Source organism: Corynebacterium accolens (assembly GCF_023520795.1).
Classification (GTDB): domain Bacteria; phylum Actinomycetota; class Actinomycetes; order Mycobacteriales; family Mycobacteriaceae; genus Corynebacterium; species Corynebacterium accolens.
In genome coordinates this window covers 1,192,305-1,208,659 of sequence record NZ_CP046605.1, presented here as the reverse complement: position 1 = coordinate 1,208,659, position 16,355 = coordinate 1,192,305, and the positions used below count along the sequence as shown (strand labels likewise).

Here is a 16,355-nt window from a genome sequence, read left to right as displayed (position 1 = left end):
AACCCATGTCACCACTACCCCCAATTTGTTCAACAACACGGTTAGTACCTTGGGAATGAGTCGATCTCCTACCCCCGTTGGAAATATAAAAGAACCGCATGGCCATAGACCATGCGGTAAGAAGGGGGATTTCGCCAGTTAGCGCAACGGCTTCTGCGCCCACTCGCGCGCCGCGGCGGCATGCTGGCGGACGGTTTCGCGCTGTTCAGCAACGCGGACGCCGGCGGTTCCGCCTTTTGTTGTGCGGGAAGCAACGGCACCGTCGACGGTCAGAACCTTGCGCACCTCTGGGGTCAGTCGCTTGTCGACGCCCTTGAGTTCCTCATCAGTGAGGTCCACCAGGTCCACTCCCCGCTCTTCGGCGATGCGTACGCACGCGCCGGAAGCTTCGTGTGCTTCGCGGAAGGGCACGCCTTGGCGCACCATCCACTCGGCTAGGTCGGTGGCCAGGGTGAATCCGCGTGGCGCCAACTCGCGCATCCTGTCCTCATTGAAGGACAAAGTGGACACGAGCCCGGTCATCGACGGCAGCAGCAAGTTGAGCTGTGCTACCGAATCCACGATCGGTTCTTTGTCCTCTTGTAGGTCGCGGTTATAGGCCAGCGGCTGTGCCTTCAGCGTGGATAGCAAGCCAGTGAGGTTGCCAATCAGGCGCCCAGTCTTGCCGCGGGTAAGTTCCGGGATATCCGGGTTCTTCTTTTGCGGCATGATGGATGAGCCCGTGGACCATGCGTCGTCCAAGGTGACGTAGCCGTATTCCGGGGTGCACCAGTAGATGATCTCTTCTGCCAGCCTGGACATGTCAACGGCAATCTGTGCCAAGACAAAGGCCGTCTCCGAAGCGAAATCGCGTGAAGCGGTGCCATCCAAGGAGTTTTCAGCGGCTGAATCGAAGCCGAGTTCCGCGGCGATGGCCTCTGGATCAAGCTGCAGGGAGGAACCTGCGAGTGCACCCGAGCCATACGGGGATACGGCTAGCCGCTTATCCAAGTCCTGCAGGCGCTGAATATCGCGCAGCAGTGGTTGGGCATGGCCCAATAATTCGTGGGCAAGCAGGATGGGCTGCGCGGCCTGGGAGTGCGTCTTGCCCGGCATGATGGCTTCGGGATGCGCGGCGGCTTGATCCGCTAGGGCATCGACAAGCTCGGAGACCTGCAGTGCGGTATCGCGGATGGCATCGCGCACCCACATGCGAAAGAGCGTGGCGACCTGGTCGTTGCGGGAACGTCCCGCGCGCAGGCGGCCGCCTACTTCGGGCCCGACGATGTCGATGAGGCCACGCTCCATGGCGCCGTGCACGTCTTCATCGGTGGGCGCTGGGACAAATTCTCCCGAAGCTACCCTCTCCCCGAGCTCGGTGAGGCCGGAAAGCATGGTGTCGAGGTCGGCATCGGAAAGCAGCCCTGCCTTGTACAGCACCTTCGCATGCGCCTTCGAGGCAAGCACATCGTAAGGAGCAAGCACCCAGTCAAAATGGGTGGAAACCGAGAGGGCGAACATCGCCTCGGAAGGGCCGCCGGAGAAACGGCCGCCCCAGAGCGCACCTTCGTTAGTCTTGTGTGGTTCCATCGGTGCCTATTTTTCTGCGCTGGTGGGGAAACCGCCGTCGCGGTCACGCTGGTTGGAAATCTGGGTGGACAAGCCGTGCAACTGGACAAAGCCCTTTGCAGCGGTCTGGTCGAAGGTATCGCCGGTGTCGTAGGTAGCCAGATCGAAGGAGTACAGCGACTGGCCGGAGCGGCGGCCGGTGACGGTCGCGGTACCTGCGTGCAGGCTCAGGCGGATATCGCCGGTGACGTTCTCCTGGGATTCCTCGATGAAGGCATCCAGGGAACGCTTGAGCGGCGAGTGCCACAGGCCGTCGTAAACCTCCTCGGACCACCGCGCATCCGTCAGGCGCTTGTAGCGTGCCAGCTCACGCTCCACGGTGACATCCTCCAGCGCCTCGTGAGCCTGGATGAGCACCATGGCACCCGGCGCTTCGTAGACCTCGCGGGACTTAATGCCCACCAACCGGTCCTCTACCATGTCCAGGCGGCCGATGCCCTGGGCACCAGCACGGCGGTTGACCTCTTCGATGACCTGCAGCGGGGTCAGCTTCTTGCCATCGACAGCAACCGGAACACCCTTCTCAAAGGAAATGATGATCTCATCCGGAGCATTGCCCAGGCCTGGGTCTTCCGTATATGCGTAGAGATCCTTTGTCGGCGGGTTCCACAGATCCTCCAGGAAGCCGGTTTCTACCGCACGGCCCCACAGGTTCTGGTCGATGGAAAATGGCGAGGCCGCCGATTGCTCAATGGGCAGGTTAATCTCTTCGGCAAAATCGATGGCCTTATCGCGGGTCCATGCATAATCACGCGCTGGGGCGACGATCTCTAGCGATGGATCCTGGGCGCGGAAGGACACCTCAAAACGCACCTGGTCATTGCCCTTACCGGTGCAACCGTGAGAAACGTGCGTTCCGCCGTGCTCCTGCGCGGCCTTTACGAGATGCTTGGTAATAAGCGGACGGGAAATGGCAGATACCAGCGGGTACTGCTTCATGTACATGCCATTCGCCTTAATGGTGGGCACGCAGTATTGCTCCGCAAACTCATCTTTGGCGTCGATAACGATGGATTCCACCGCACCGCAATCGAGCGCACGCTGGCGTACGGACTCCATATCCTCGCCACCCTGACCCAAGTCGAGGGAGACGGCAACGACATCGCCGCCGGTCATCTTTGCCAGGTATGGAATGGCTACCGAGGTATCGAGGCCACCGGAATAGGCCAAGACTACGCGTGCAGACATGCTAAGTCTCCTTCAGTGTTTGAAAATAATGCGTTTACTTAAATAATATACGAGTGGGTGCGAGAATGCCACTCTTCTTTAAATCTTCTGCGCCTTCAGCTTTTCCGCCAATTCCGCACCGGTGACCCCCTCGCGCGCCAGCACAAAGATGGTGTCATCACCAGCGATGCACCCCACCACGTCATGCAGACCCACTCGGTCGATAAAGCTGGCGAGGTATTGCGCCGCGCCCGCTGGAGTGCGCAGCATCGCGATATTCATCGAGGAATCGTGGGAGACCACCAATTCATCCAACATGCGCCGCAGCTTTTCGCGCGGACCGCCCACCTGGTCTTCGAATTGTTCCAGCTCACCTGCGACCATATAGTACGAGCGCCCGCCATCTCGCTTGACCTTCTTCGCCCCCAGCTCATCAAGATCTCGCGAGAGCGTGGCCTGCGTAATGTCGATGCCTTCTGCCAACAAGAGCTCCGATAATTGGACCTGGCTCGTGACGCGATTGCGGTCCAGGATTTCCAAAATCTTTGCCTGCCGGGCAGTACGAGTGCTCGGGGTACTCATGGCTAGCTATTCTCCTTATTGATATCGAGCAACCACACCAGCAATGCCTTTTGGGCATGCAGGCGGTTTTCTGCTTCATCAAATACCCGGGACTGCGGTCCATCGATAACCTCTGCGGTCACCTCGTTTCCACGATAGGCCGGCAGGCAGTGCAAGAAAATCGCATCCTTCTTTGCCTTTGCCATCACGTCTTTAGAGACCTGATACGGCAAGAACGGGGTGCGCCTGTCCTGCCCATCGTTTTCCTGTCCCATAGATACCCAGGTATCCGTTATTACCACATCAGCGCCTGACACTTCTTCCACATCATCAGTCACCGTCACATTGCCGCGCTGCCGTGCGCGCTCGACAAATTCGGGACGCGGTTGGAACCCTTCCGGTGAAACGATGGAAATATCCATGCCTGCGGTAGCAAAGCCAATCATATAAGAATTGGCCATATTATTATTGCCGTCCCCAAGATAAACCGCCTTGCGGCCTGTAAGGTCACCTAGGTTTTCCCGGCAGGTCAGGAGATCGGCCAGGATTTGGCAAGGATGCAGGTCATCAGAAAGCGCATTGACCAGCGGAGCCGTCGAAGTCTCCGCCATCTGCTCCAGGTTGTCGTGGGCATAAGTGCGCCAGACAATGGCCTCCACGTAGCGGGACAAGACCGCACCCGTATCCTGATAGGACTCGCCCTTACTCATATGAGTGCCAGAAGAATCAACGGTAATGGCGCTGCCGCCCATGTGCGCGATTCCGGTTTCAAAGGAAAAGCGGGTGCGTGTAGATGTCTTATCAAAAAGGACGGCTACCGTCTTTGGCCCCTCCAGAGGGCGCCGCGCGAACGGGTCGGCCTTGAGTTGGACCGCCAGATCGAGGACTTCCTTTTGTTCCTCTGGGCTCAGGTCATCATCGGCTAGAAAATGGCGCAAGTTCATACTAATTCCTCCACAACGGTGTGTAATTTTTCCAGGGCAGCATCAATTTCCTGCTGCGATATGATCAGCGGCGGGGTAAGGCGCAGGACGTTCTCGCTCGGGGCGTTGAGAATAATCCCCTGCTCGAATCCGCGCTTGACGGCCTCGCGAGCAACCGGTGCATTTAATACAACTCCGAGCATGAGACCACGCCCGCGCACCTCGCTGACCCCGGGAATCTCCTTGACTTGCTGCGCCAAGTACTCGCCCTTGGCGGAGACCTCATCCAAGAACTCCTGATCCAGGGCATCGAGTACAACATTGGCCGCCGCACACGCCACGGGGTTTCCGCCAAAGGTGGTCCCGTGGGAACCTGGCTGGAATAAGTCCTTGGCGCGGCCGCGAGTGATGGTGGCGCCGATGGGCAGTCCGGCACCCAACCCCTTGGCCATGGTGATGACATCGGGGGAAATATCTTCGAGCTCGTGGGCAAAGAACTGCCCCGTGCGCCCTGCCCCGGCTTGGACTTCATCGACGATGAGCAAAATGCCGTGCTCATCGCATAACTCAGAAACGGCCCGCATAAAACCGGCAGGAGCGGGAATGACTCCGGTCTCGCCCTGAATGGGCTCGAAGATGATGGCGGCGGTATCCGCGGCGTCTTGCTCCACCAACTGGCGCAGGTAATCGATATCGCCGTAAGGGTAAAATTCCACGCCACTAGGCAGTGGGCGGAATGCCTTTTGCTTATCAGGCTGCCCAGTCATGGCCAAAGAGCCCATCGTGCGGCCGTGAAAACCATGGTGCGCAGCAAGGATGCGCCGCCTACCGGTCAGCCGCGCGAGCTTGAATGCCGCCTCGTTTGCCTCTGAGCCGGAGTTGCAGAAAAATACGCGCGCCTCACTATCGCCCACCCGTTCAATCAGCTTTGCCCCGGCATCGAGCACGGGTTGGGTGGCAAAAAGATTGGAGGTATGCACAAGGGTGCGGCTTTGCTTGGCAACAGCATCTGCTACCTCCGCATTGCCATAGCCCAAGGAATTCACGGCGATACCGGCCAGCAGGTCAATGTAGTTCTTCCCGTTTTCATCAGTAAGGGTGGCGTCCTCCCCGGACACCAGGCCGAGTGGCGGCTGGCCATAAGTATTGGCCAGCGTTTCTGACCACCGACCGGTTAATGTTTCTTGCGTGCTCATGCGATATCGTCCTTCCTGAACACTGTGCCTTCGGGATAATCGTGCTTTTCGTAATCATCGGGCAGGACCATCGTTCCAATGCCGCCTGGGGTTAAAAGCTCAAGGAGCACGGAATGGCCTATTCGGCCGTCGATGACGTGCGCGGCGGATACCCCGCCCTGCACGGCATTGAGGCAGGACTCCATTTTGGGAATCATGCCGGAGCTCAGGCCGGGAAGCAGCCCAGTAAGCTCATCGCTTTCGATTTTGGAGACTAAGGAATCTTTATTCGGCCAGTCGGTATAAAGGCCTTCCACGTTGGTCAGAATGACCAGGCGCTCTGCGCCCAGGGCGCTCGCTAGCGCACCCGCGGCGCTGTCGGCGTTGATGTTATATACCTCGCCATCAGATCCTGGCGCGATGGTAGAGACCACCGGGATGCGGCCGGCCTCGATGATGTCATTAACGGCTGCCGGATTGACCTCCACGATATCGCCCACCATGCCGATATCGGTTGCCTCTCCTTCTACCTCCACAAAGCGCTTGGTGGCGCGGAAAAGCCCAGCGTCTTCGCCGCTTGTGCCCACGGCGTAGGGGCCATGCGAGTTGATGAGGTTCACCAATCCGCGGCCGACTTGGCCAAAAAGAACCATGCGCACTACGTCCATGATTTCGGGCGAGGTGACGCGGAAACCACCCTTAAACTCACCTTCAATGCCGAGCTTCTCCAGCATGGAATTGATCTGCGGGCCACCGCCGTGGACGACGACGGGCTTTGCCCCAATGGTGCGCAGAAACACCATATCCGCAGCAAAGGCTTCCTTGAGCTCCTCATCCACCATGGCGTTGCCGCCATACTTGACGACGACGATTTTATCGCGGAAGTGCTGCAGCCACGGCAAGGCTTCAGCCAGCACCGTAGCGCGTTCTTGATTATTTAATCCGGGAAACATTTCTCCTCCTAGGAGCTATACGCCGAGTTAATCTCAACGTAGGAGTAGGACAAGTCCGTGGTGCGGACGAACGCTGTACCCTCACCGCCGGTGCCGAGATCCACGCGGACATCAATATCCGCCCCGCTCAAGTCCACATCGCGGGCTCCGGACGCGCCCGTCGAGTGCACGCATACCGGCTGGTCATTGAAGTAGACGGAGATATTGTCTGGGTCCATGTCCGCATCCGCCATGCCGACGGCGGCCAATACCCTGCCCCAGTTGGGATCGGAGCCAAACATGGCGCACTTAAATAAATTGTCCCGACCCAGGGTGCGAGCGGCATTGAGCGCTTGCTCATCAGATCCCGTGCCTTCGACGGTGATCTTTACGCGCTTTGTCACTCCCTCAGCATCGGCTTGGAGCTGATCCGCAATATCCGCGCAGACCTCTAGGATTGCCTGGTCCAACTCTTCTGAGCTGGGCTGCACGCCGGAGGCCCCGGAAGCCATGACAATCACGGTGTCATTGGTAGAGGTCGAACCGTCCACGTCCAACGTATTAAACGTCTGTGCGCAGGCCTTCTCCAGCGAGCTTTGCAGGATAGCTGCGTCAGCGACGGCATCGGTAGTAATGCAGACCAACATCGTGGCTAGCGACGGCGCCATCATGCCAACGCCCTTGCCCATAGCGCCCACGGACCAACCATCGCCAGCACAAGCGGATTCCTTAGGAACGGTATCCGTGGTCATAATCGCAGTGGCGGCGTCATTGCCGTGCTGTGGGGTCGTGCCCACGTGATCGACGACGTCCGCGATGCCCGCAAGTGCATTGTCTATAGGCAGCGGCTCGCCGATGAGCCCGGTAGAACAAATGGCAATATCCTTCACGGCGATATCTGTGCCCTGGGATACGGCATCGACCATTGCGCGTGCATCGACATCGCCTTGCGCGCCGTTGCACGCATTGGCATTGCCGGAGTTGATGACTACGGCGCGCAGCTGGCCATCCGCTACCGCCTCGCGGGAGACCTTAACGGGGGACGCCACCACGCGGTTGCGCGTGAACACTGCCGCGGCGTCCGAGCGCGGGCCTTCATTGATAATCAATGCCAAGTCCGACTTGCCGGAGGGCTTGATTCCGGCCTTTACGGCGCCGGCGCTAAATCCGGCGGGTCCGGTGATTCCTGGTGTAGTCATCATATTCTCCTCTTCTTAATGCGCAGCCCTACGGGGCGACTGCGGCTTGGGGCAATCCCAAAGTTTCTGTCCATCCCAACGCAAGGTTCATGCATTGCACGGCGGCACCGGCGGTACCCTTGCACAAATTGTCGAGCGCCGCGGTGATGATGAGGCGGTGGGAATTGTCATCGACGTGGACTTGGATATGCACCATGTTCGTACCCACCACGTTCTGGGTTTCCGGTTGCTGGCCTTCTGGCAGCACGAGGCAGAAGGGCTCATCTGCATAAAATTCTTCGAAGGCGGTGCGCACCTGCTGCTTGCCGATTCCCCCTTTCAGCTCCGCCGTAATCGTCGCCAGAATCCCACGGGGCATGGGTACAAGCACCGGGGTGAAACTCACGGATACCTCGTCGCGAGAAAATGGTTGCAGGTTCTGCACGATTTCCGGGGTATGCCGGTGAGTGCCGCCTGGTTTATATGCCTTAACGTTTCCCATGGTCTCCGCGCCCAATTGCGCGACGGATGCCTTCTTTCCCGCTCCGGAGACACCGGTAATGGCAATCACGGAAAGGGCGGGCTCCACGAGATCGCGGGCAATGGCGGGCAACGCCCCCAAGGTAATGGCCGTGGGGAAACAACCAGGCACGGCTACCCGGTTCGTACCTTTGAGATTCGACCTATTGTCTGGGAGTTCCGGGATACCGTACGGCCACTGCCCCGCATAGTTCCCGCCGTAGTAGGCTGCCCAATCGCTCTCCTCGCGGAGCCGAAAGTCAGCGGCGCAATCGATGATGGTGATCTCATCGCCCAAGTGCTCCGCAAGTCGCGCTGAGTGCCCGTGCGGCAAGCCCAAGAAGACGACGTCGTGTCCGGCTAGCTCTTCGGGAGTGGTGTCAGTAATGACGCGATCCGCCAGCTGCGGGAGGTGCGGCATGATTTCTGCGACGCGCTGGCCCACTTGGGAATTTCCCGTCAAGGAACCAATGCGCAGGTCACCGGAGTGATAGGCAGGGTGGGATAGCAGCAGGCGCAGTATCTCTCCGCCGGCGTACCCTGTGGCCCCTGCCACTGCTACTGAAATCGTCATACGAGGAACTATAGCAAGAAATACGTTCCACTGTATGTTATTCAGTGAATTGGGTTACTTTCCCCAGCTCAGAGAGTATGAAAATAATTAACATGTTGCATGAAAACGCAGAATGGCGAAGACCCAAGACCCGAGTAGCTTATGTGCCACCAAAGTCTGGTTCTTCGCCGTTTAATGCAAAAGGCTAGGCTTCTGGCCCGTCCTATGCTCGCATTTCTGCACCGAAGCGCTGCTTGGCCAATTCGGCTGCCGTCGTGCGGTGCTCGTTGACCTCTTCATCGGTCAAGGTACGGTCCGCAGCGCGGAATTGCAGCTGGAAGGCCAAGGACTTCTTGCCCTCACCCAATTGCTCACCGCGGAAGATATCAAACAGGTCGACCGACTCGATGAGGTCTCCTGCGCCCTCTTCCACCGTTGCGCGCACCTTTTCCGCTGGAATATCTTCATCCACCACCAGCGCGATGTCCTGGTGCAAGGCTGGGAATGCCGACAATACCGGCGCTGGGAAGCGCTCGGTCAGCGGCAGCGCGGTGATATCAAGCTCCATCGCGCACGTGCGCGGTGGCAGGTTGAGGGCTTCGAGCACCTGCGGATGCAATTCACCGGCATAGCCCACGATGTCATCTGTTCCTGCCACCTTGATGGCGGCGCACCGGCCTGGGTGCCATGGCAGGTGGTCCGCGGCTTCAACCTCGATATCCAGGCCAGCGGCGCGGGCCACCAAACGCGCGGATTCAATCGCGTCCGCGTAAGTGTAATCGCGGCCTTCGCCCCACGGGCCCTCGTGCTCCATCTTGCCGGTTGCAACGGTTGCCACGTGCAAGGGCTGTTCAGGAAGCGTGCGCAGGAGTTCTTCTACCACTTCATCACCAGGACGCTGTGCAACAGACGGCATGGGCGAAGATTCTGCGCGCTTGAAGGCCACCTGCTGCAAGCCATAGAGCGCCAGATCTTTGCGGCCGCGAGCAACATTGCGGCCCAAGGCCTCAAGCGTTGCGGGAAGCAAGGTCGTGGCCAAGATGGCTTTGTCAGATTCCAAGGGATTCTGCACGGCGACGGTATTGCGGCGGGCATCGTCAGCCGCAAGGCCCCACACATCAAAGGTGTCGTTTGCGATAAACGGCGTGGGCAAAACCTCTGCATAGCCGGCATAAGCCAAACCGTGGCCGATGGCGCGGCGGCGTTTTTGCGCTGGGGTCAAACCGCGACCGCCTGCCGGGGTGGGCAGAACGGTGGGGATATCTTCCAGGCCTTCCAGGCGCAGGACCTCCTCGATGAGGTCAACATCCATAGAAATATCGGTCCGCCACGTCGCGGGCGTGACCTGCAGAACCGAATCCGAACCTTCCTCGACCGTGCAGCCCACCTCTTTAAGGCGAGAGATAACGGTCTCGCGGGAGTATTCGACGCCGGCGTATTCACTCGGCTTTTCCGCACGCAAGCGAATGGCTTGGGGCTCGGCTACCTCTCCGACGAGGGTACGTCCCTTTTCCACCGTTCCGCCCGCAATCGAGTGCAATAGCGCGCACGCAATATTAAGGGCCACCTCAACGATGGCTGGATCGACGCCGCGCTCAAATCGGCGGGATGCCTCAGAGGAAAGCTTGTGGCGGCGAGAGGTACGGGCGACGGTAATGGGATCCCAGATAGCGGATTCGAAGTAGACATCCGTGGTCTGATCAGAAATCTCTGAGTGCGTGCCGCCCATAACACCGGCCAAAGATTGGATGCCGTTGTCATCGCAGATGACCACGTCCTCACCAGAGAGCTCGCGCGTGACGTGATCAAGGGTCTCAAACTTCTCGCCCTCTTGTGCATTGCGCACCGTGAGATCGCCCGCGACTTCATTGGCATCAAAGGCATGCATCGGGGTGCCCAAAAGCAACATGACGTAGTTGGTCACGTCCGTTGCCACATTGACGCTGCGCTGGCCGCACAGCATGAGTTCGCGCTCCATCCAAAATGGGGTGCGCGCCTGCGGATCGATGCCGCTTACCTTGCGCACGCCAAATCGCTGCGCCTTGGTCTCCTCGCGCAGATCGATGTTGATAAGCGAGCCTTCTGCCTCTGGAACCGCAGAGGTATCGATCCCGGCCACCGCTGGATCATCGGCGACGTCCTTAAACTCCAAGTCAAAGGAAGAGGCGATTTCGCGGCTTAAGCCACGCGCAGATAGCGCGTATCCGCGGTCCGGGGTGATGTTGACGTCAAAGTCGGTATCGGACAGTCCGATGACTGGACGGGCATCTTCGCCTACCATGTCCGCGACTTCTTCACCCAGCACGATGATACCGTTTGCCTGCGCGCCAAGGCCCAGCTCAGCAGCGGAGCACATCATGCCATTGGAGATGTGATCATAGGTTTCGCGCGCCGCGATTTTGAACCCACCGGGCAGCTCTGCGCCGGGCAGGGAAACTACGACGTAATCGTGCAAGCGGAAGTTACGCGCACCGCAGATAATGCCCTGCAATTCACCGGTGCCATTTGCCTGGCCAACGTTGACCTGGCAGTACCGAATGGGCTTTTTGAACTGCGTGAGCTCTTCGATTTCTACGACCTGGCCGATAACCAACGGGCCAGTGGTCTCAGGGATCGGCTCATATCCTTCGGTTTCAAACCCCACGCGGACGAAACCGGAGTCCATATCGGCAGCGGACACGCTCCAATTCGGATTGGAGGCGCCAAGGATACGGGTAACCCAGTCTTGGGAAATAAGCATGATGTATCTATCCTTTCTGGGTTTTAAGCCTGTACGCCAAAGGGCAGGGTGAAGCGGACATCGCCTTCAACCATGTCGCGCATATCGGTCAGTCCATTGCGGAATTGCAGAGTGCGCTCAAGGCCCATGCCGAACGCGAAGCCCGTGTATTCTTCCGGGTCAACGCCTACCGCGCGCAGCACGTTGGGGTTGACCATTCCGCAACCGCCCCATTCAATCCAGCCGGCGCCGCCCTTTTTATTGGGGAACCAGACATCTACTTCGGCGGAAGGCTCCGTGAACGGGAAGTAATTCACGCGCATGCGGGTCGTGGTTTCGGGGCCGAAGAGCACCTTGGCTAGGTGCTCGAGCGTTCCACGCAGGTGAGCCATGGTTAGGCCCTTATCTACGGCTAGGCCCTCCACTTGGTGGAAGACCGGAGTATGGGTGGCGTCCAGCTCGTCCGTGCGGAAAACGCGCCCTGGGCAGGCGATGTACAGCGGCACATCGCGCTCGAGCATCGTGCGCACCTGCACCGGCGAGGTGTGCGTGCGCAGCACCTGCTTGGAGCCTTCCTTGCCCACGTGGAACGTATCCTGCAGGGTGCGCGCTGGGTGATCCGGCTTGAAGTTCAGGGCATCGAAATTAAAGTACTCGGCCTCAATCTCTGGGCCATCGGCGATTTCCCACCCCATGCCAACGAAAATATCGGCAATGCGCTCCGATAAGGAGGTAATGGGGTGCAGCGCACCCGTTTGCGCCCGGGTCGTAGGAATGGTGACGTCGACGGTTTCGGCCTTGAGCTGGGCCTCGCGGGCCTGCTGCTCCAATTCCTCCTTGACCTGCGCAAAACGCTTTTCCATCTTGCCGCGGGCCATGTTGACGGCCTTGCCGGCGGCTTTGCGTTGATCCTTAGGTATTTGGCCGAGGGATTGGCGGGCTTGCGGGATATACCCGTTATCGCCTACGTGCTCGCGGCGAGCAGCGGTGAGATCCTCTAGCGTCTCTGCTGCTTCGAAGGCTGCGATAGCCTTATCGGCCGCGGCCCCCAGGGCCTGTTCGGTCAATTCGATCTGCGGTGTATCGGACACGTACTTCGTACCTTCTTCTCGCGCGAAAACTAACGCGTGCAATCTTACTCTGTCACTAGGACACGGACAGCCCCAGGGACCCCTTTTTCATTCGTTACCGCGGAGCAACGCGATTACGGTCTAGTTCTGGTCCTGCGCCTTGGCGGATTCGTACAAGCAGATGCTGGCCGCGGTGGCAAGGTTGAGTGACTCCGCGCGCCCCCGCAGCGGGATGCGTACCCGCATATCGGCCTCTTCAAGCAGCTCGCCCAGCCCGTGGGCTTCATTGCCGAAGAGCCAGGCGGTGGGTTGGGAGAGGTCGGCATCGGCAAGCTCTACTTCCCCATCCGCGGCTGTGGCGACGATTTGCATGCCAGACTTGCGCAGCTGACCCAATACGTCCTTGATATTTGGATCGCGCGCGACGGGGACGTGGAATAAGGAGCCGGCTGAAGCGCGGGCAACCTTGCTGCCTAGGGGATCCACAGTCTCGCCCGCGAAAATCACGCCATCGGCACCCATCGCATCCGAAGTCCTAATCAACGTCCCCGCGTTTCCGGGCTCAGAGGTAAGAACCGGTACCGAAATCAACTTCGGCTTCCCGTTGAGGATCTTTCCCGCAGACCACAAGACGGAGGAACTGCACAGAGCGAAAATTCCCGTCGTCGTCGCGGTATCGGCCAGGTGCTTGGCGGCCTTGTCCGTAATGGGGTGGACGTAGACATCCATATACCCACAGGCCGTAACGATGTCCGCAAAGCGCTCGGCAGCCTTCTCCGTCACGAATACGTCCGTCGCCGCACCCGTGGATACTGCGGCGTCGACAGCATTTTCGCCCTCGATGATGAACTGCTTAGCCTTCATACGGCTAGCAGCCCGGTGCAATTTCGCCGCGTTGACGATGCGCGGAGTGCGTTCAGTAAAGGCGGAGTCAAAGTCTAAATTCATAGACCCTACCCTACCTTGGGCGCTGAACTGCTCGTTTCACGCCTCAGACATGACAAAGCCCTGCCAGAAATCCGGCAGGGCCATGGCAAAAAATTACTTCTTTAACGGGACTCCGCGTGCGTCCTTGTCGTAATCGCCCACGCCAAGGAGAATCATGAAGAACTCAATGAACACCCAGATTCCTAAAACGGTCCAGAAAAGGAAGCCCAATAGGAACCAGAAGGTAAACCAGCCGAGGATATTCAGCGACAACTGCACGACGCCATAAGTTGTGCGGCCAGTGTAGAAGTTATGCGCGCCGACACTGCCCAAGAAGAAGCACAGAAGCAACGCAGCTACCCAGGACTTTTGGTTACCTGCCGCCGCATATTGTTGCTGAGGATAGCCCTGCTGCGGGTAGCCCTGCTGCGGATAGCCACCAGAGTGGAATTCCTGGGAGTAATACGGACGATCCTGGCCAGGAAATTGACTCGAATAAGGGTTGCCTTCTGGTTGCTCGCGGTTATATGGGCTCGTCATGGCGCGGAGTTCTCCTTGCAAATGCTGGGTTTATAGCTCCATTAATTTAGCACACACAACGGACAGGTTATTAGCAGGCTTGAGGCAGTGAGATAGCACAGACCCCACCCCTCACCGCGTCGAGCGGTGTGGAGTGGGCAATCAGCTATGCAGCTGGAGAGGCTTACGCAGCCTTCGGTGCGTTGACGTCCTCAGGCAGGGCGGCCTTAGCGGTCTCGCACAGTGCGGAGAAAGCCTCGAAGTCGTTGACGGCGAGCTCGGCGAGGATCTTGCGGTCTACCTCGACCTCAGCCAAGCGCAGGCCGTGGATGAGGCGGTTATAGGTGATGTCGTTCATGCGGGCAGCAGCGTTGATGCGCTGGATCCACAGCTTGCGGAACTCGGACTTACGCGCGCGACGGTCGCGGTAAGCGTAAGTCATAGAGTGCAGCCACTGCTCCTTAGCCTTACGGTACAGGCGGGAACGCTGACCGCGGTAGCCCTTGGCGGACTTCAGGATCGCGCGACGCTTCTTCTTTGCGTTAACTGAGCGCTTTACTCGTGCCACAGTAATACTTCCTTAAATTCTGGTTGAGATGGTGGATGTGGGTTGATTGGGCGCTATTAAGCGCGACCGAGCAGGCGCTTGACGCGCTTGGTGTCTGCCTGGGAGACGGACTCGGTGCCCTTGAGGCGACGGGTACGCTTGGAAGGCTTGCCCTCCAGCAAGTGGCGACGGTTTGCCTGCTCGCGGCGCAGCTTGCCGGAACCGGTCACCTTGATGCGCTTTGCGGTGCCCTTGTGGGTCTTCTGCTTCATGAGTATTAAGTCCTTAAATCCTACGTGGAATATGGTTTACTTTTTGCCCTTACGAACCGGACCCAAAACCATGGTCATGTTGCGACCATCCTGCTTGGGGCGGGACTCAACTACGCCAACCTCGGCGACGTCATCGGCCAACCGCTCCAAAAGCCGGAAACCCAGCTCCGGTCGCGATTGCTCACGGCCGCGGAACATGATGGTCACCTTGACCTTGGATCCCTTTTCCAGGAAGCGAACTACGTTACTCTTCTTGGTCTCATAATCGTGATCGTCGATCTTCGGACGGAACTTCTGTTCCTTCACCACGGTCTGCTGCTGGTTCTTACGAGATTCGCGAGCCTTCTGGGCTTGCTCATACTTGAACTTGCCGTAGTCCATGATTTTGGCAACTGGGGGCTTAGCCTTAGGAGCTACCTCGACCAAATCCAGGTCAGCTTCATAGGCAAGCTTGCGGGCATCATCGGTGCGGACGATACCCACCTGTTCACCACCGGGGCCGACAAGACGGACCTCGGGTACTCGGATACGCTCATTAATGCGAGCTTCAGCGCTGATTGTGGTTCTCCTCGATTTGGGGGTTATGGGTAATGAGTTCACCTACCGTGGACCACAAACGAATCTAACCCGGTCTGTCATAGACAGCCGGGAGATCTCACAGAGCCAGACACTGATGTCTGGTTACCTTTACCGTTATCCAACGAACCTGAAGTTCGCGGCATCGGGTGGGAGAATCTCCGCTTGTGACCCAGGTTCCTGCAAAAGGTACCTTGGGCGGTAGTGGATATGACAGTAGCAGCCGCTACCACTTAAGGCAAACCGCGGTGAACTAGCCATCCTTGCAGGTGGAATCGGTCTCTAATTTTTCATCCGCGATGGCTTTGTCGATAGCCTTGAGGACGTCATCGGCAAGGTCATCGATCGCGGCGGAGCCATTCTCGTAGTCCTCGCCCTCGACGATGACGCTTAGGGCTACCCCTACCCTTTTGCCGTCCTTTTCATGCACGCCGAATTGCCGGAAGGTGTAGTCATCGCTATTTTCATCGAGTCCCCAGCCGCTTTTTGCCCGGGTGCTTGTGTGTTTGGAGAGGCCAACGTTTTGCCATTCCACGATGTCATTTAATACTTCATGGACGTATTCGGCTTCCTTAATGCAGGGCAATTGCGCACCGAAATTCGCCTGCTCCTGCAATGGCCAGGTGGCATACCCGAAAGAACCTTCCTCGATGGAGGCTTTCGAGCCGTGCTCGCGCAAGAGCTTTTCCACCGCCTCTGAGGCCTCGCCTTCCTCCCACTGCACCTGCGACCACAATGCGTAGGCGGCGTCGTTGTCGGATTCCTTGATGGCCAAATCCACCAAGGACGGATCGGCACCGTCCTGCAGCGCCGTAATGGCGATGGGCACTTTGATGGTGGACCATGCTGGGCCTTCGCCCTTGTCTCCCGCGGAGATTTTTTGGTTACCGGCGGCGATGGCCACGCCAACCTTGGCATCGTAGTCCTTGGACACTGCCTCAACTGCGCGGTCTAGATCTTTGGCGATTGCGGCATCGGCATTATCGCTAGCGCTTGCCGATGCCCCTTCCCCCGCCGTATCCGGCGCCTGCTCAGGTGACGAGCACGCCGCCACGGCGGCAAGCGATACCGTGGCCAGTATCGCTCCTAATCTCTGCCGCAGGTTCATT

General features: G+C 58.6%; 16 protein-coding genes. All 16 read right to left on the bottom strand.

Annotated features, from left to right (window positions below; genetic code table 11):
* Positions 1–138: 138 nt before the first annotated feature.
* The 16 genes from argH to CACC_RS05710 all read right to left on the bottom strand — a co-directional run bounded on the left by argH (position 139) and on the right by CACC_RS05710 (position 16,354).
* A complete protein-coding gene (argH, locus tag CACC_RS05785; protein ID WP_005280339.1) occupies positions 139–1,569 on the bottom strand; it encodes an argininosuccinate lyase in 1,431 nt (476 codons plus the stop codon).
* A gap of 6 nt (positions 1,570–1,575) precedes the next feature.
* On the bottom strand, positions 1,576–2,796 hold the full coding sequence (locus CACC_RS05780; RefSeq protein WP_005280338.1) for an argininosuccinate synthase: 1,221 nt from the start codon (positions 2,794–2,796) through the stop codon (positions 1,576–1,578).
* Positions 2,797–2,874: 78 nt separating this feature from the next.
* Positions 2,875–3,357 (bottom strand): arginine repressor, encoded by a 483-nt coding sequence (locus CACC_RS05775; protein ID WP_005280337.1) that lies wholly within the window; start codon positions 3,355–3,357, stop codon positions 2,875–2,877.
* A 2-nt stretch (positions 3,358–3,359) separates the two neighbouring features.
* Positions 3,360–4,280, bottom strand: a complete 921-nt coding sequence (argF, locus tag CACC_RS05770) for an ornithine carbamoyltransferase (RefSeq protein WP_005280336.1) — start codon at positions 4,278–4,280, stop codon at positions 3,360–3,362.
* The gene (locus CACC_RS05765; RefSeq protein WP_005280335.1) at positions 4,277–5,455 is read right to left on the bottom strand and encodes an acetylornithine transaminase; all 1,179 of its coding nucleotides are present in this window, start codon (positions 5,453–5,455) and stop codon (positions 4,277–4,279) included. The genes argF and CACC_RS05765 overlap by 4 nt, the downstream gene beginning before the upstream one ends.
* Complete coding sequence (argB, locus tag CACC_RS05760; protein ID WP_005280334.1) at positions 5,452–6,387, bottom strand: acetylglutamate kinase; 936 nt, start codon at positions 6,385–6,387, stop codon at positions 5,452–5,454. Before argB ends, CACC_RS05765 begins: the two co-directional genes overlap by 4 nt.
* An 8-nt stretch (positions 6,388–6,395) precedes the next feature.
* Entirely contained in the window at positions 6,396–7,565 is a 1,170-nt protein-coding gene (gene argJ / locus CACC_RS05755) for a bifunctional glutamate N-acetyltransferase/amino-acid acetyltransferase ArgJ (RefSeq protein WP_035108627.1), read from the bottom strand.
* 28 nt (positions 7,566–7,593) lie between these two features.
* Positions 7,594–8,637, bottom strand: coding sequence for an N-acetyl-gamma-glutamyl-phosphate reductase (gene argC, locus CACC_RS05750; RefSeq protein ID WP_005280332.1), 1,044 nt, complete (start codon positions 8,635–8,637; stop codon positions 7,594–7,596).
* A 202-nt stretch (positions 8,638–8,839) separates the two neighbouring features.
* Positions 8,840–11,356: a phenylalanine--tRNA ligase subunit beta gene (gene pheT / locus CACC_RS05745; RefSeq protein WP_005280331.1), complete on the bottom strand. Its 2,517-nt coding sequence runs from the start codon at positions 11,354–11,356 to the stop codon at positions 8,840–8,842.
* 23 nt (positions 11,357–11,379) lie between these two features.
* Entirely contained in the window at positions 11,380–12,426 is a 1,047-nt protein-coding gene (gene pheS, locus CACC_RS05740) for a phenylalanine--tRNA ligase subunit alpha (RefSeq protein WP_035108625.1), read from the bottom strand.
* A gap of 120 nt (positions 12,427–12,546) precedes the next feature.
* Positions 12,547–13,353: a TrmH family RNA methyltransferase gene (locus CACC_RS05735; RefSeq protein WP_005280329.1), complete on the bottom strand. Its 807-nt coding sequence runs from the start codon at positions 13,351–13,353 to the stop codon at positions 12,547–12,549.
* A 93-nt stretch (positions 13,354–13,446) separates the two neighbouring features.
* Positions 13,447–13,872: a TM2 domain-containing protein gene (locus tag CACC_RS05730; RefSeq protein WP_005280328.1), complete on the bottom strand. Its 426-nt coding sequence runs from the start codon at positions 13,870–13,872 to the stop codon at positions 13,447–13,449.
* A gap of 163 nt (positions 13,873–14,035) precedes the next feature.
* Positions 14,036–14,419 (bottom strand): 50S ribosomal protein L20, encoded by a 384-nt coding sequence (rplT, locus tag CACC_RS05725; protein WP_005280327.1) that lies wholly within the window; start codon positions 14,417–14,419, stop codon positions 14,036–14,038.
* 56 nt (positions 14,420–14,475) lie between these two features.
* Positions 14,476–14,670 (bottom strand): 50S ribosomal protein L35, encoded by a 195-nt coding sequence (rpmI, locus tag CACC_RS05720; RefSeq protein WP_005280326.1) that lies wholly within the window; start codon positions 14,668–14,670, stop codon positions 14,476–14,478.
* Positions 14,671–14,706: 36 nt separating this feature from the next.
* On the bottom strand, positions 14,707–15,270 hold the full coding sequence (gene infC / locus CACC_RS05715; protein ID WP_081445494.1) for a translation initiation factor IF-3: 564 nt from the start codon (positions 15,268–15,270) through the stop codon (positions 14,707–14,709).
* Positions 15,271–15,499: 229 nt separating this feature from the next.
* Positions 15,500–16,354 (bottom strand): serine hydrolase, encoded by an 855-nt coding sequence (locus CACC_RS05710; RefSeq protein ID WP_005280324.1) that lies wholly within the window; start codon positions 16,352–16,354, stop codon positions 15,500–15,502.
* Position 16,355 lies beyond the last annotated feature (1 nt).

What these genes read in the sequence shown, in the direction of transcription:
- CACC_RS05765 (WP_005280335.1), bottom strand. Translation starts at nt 5,455, where the DNA reads ATGAGCACGCAAGAAACATTAACCGGTCGGTGGTCAGAAACGCTGGCC.
- CACC_RS05730 (WP_005280328.1), bottom strand. Translation starts at nt 13,872, where the DNA reads ATGACGAGCCCATATAACCGCGAGCAACCAGAAGGCAACCCTTATTCG.
- argJ (WP_035108627.1), bottom strand. Translation starts at nt 7,565, where the DNA reads ATGACTACACCAGGAATCACCGGACCCGCCGGATTTAGCGCCGGCGCC.
- argC (WP_005280332.1), bottom strand. Translation starts at nt 8,637, where the DNA reads ATGACGATTTCAGTAGCAGTGGCAGGGGCCACAGGGTACGCCGGCGGA.
- argH (WP_005280339.1), bottom strand. Translation starts at nt 1,569, where the DNA reads ATGGAACCACACAAGACTAACGAAGGTGCGCTCTGGGGCGGCCGTTTC.
- argF (WP_005280336.1), bottom strand. Translation starts at nt 4,280, where the DNA reads ATGAACTTGCGCCATTTTCTAGCCGATGATGACCTGAGCCCAGAGGAA.
- CACC_RS05735 (WP_005280329.1), bottom strand. Translation starts at nt 13,353, where the DNA reads ATGAATTTAGACTTTGACTCCGCCTTTACTGAACGCACTCCGCGCATC.
- CACC_RS05775 (WP_005280337.1), bottom strand. Translation starts at nt 3,357, where the DNA reads ATGAGTACCCCGAGCACTCGTACTGCCCGGCAGGCAAAGATTTTGGAA.
- argB (WP_005280334.1), bottom strand. Translation starts at nt 6,387, where the DNA reads ATGTTTCCCGGATTAAATAATCAAGAACGCGCTACGGTGCTGGCTGAA.
- CACC_RS05780 (WP_005280338.1), bottom strand. Translation starts at nt 2,796, where the DNA reads ATGTCTGCACGCGTAGTCTTGGCCTATTCCGGTGGCCTCGATACCTCG.
- pheT (WP_005280331.1), bottom strand. Translation starts at nt 11,356, where the DNA reads ATGCTTATTTCCCAAGACTGGGTTACCCGTATCCTTGGCGCCTCCAAT.
- rpmI (WP_005280326.1), bottom strand. Translation starts at nt 14,670, where the DNA reads ATGAAGCAGAAGACCCACAAGGGCACCGCAAAGCGCATCAAGGTGACC.
- CACC_RS05710 (WP_005280324.1), bottom strand. Translation starts at nt 16,354, where the DNA reads ATGAACCTGCGGCAGAGATTAGGAGCGATACTGGCCACGGTATCGCTT.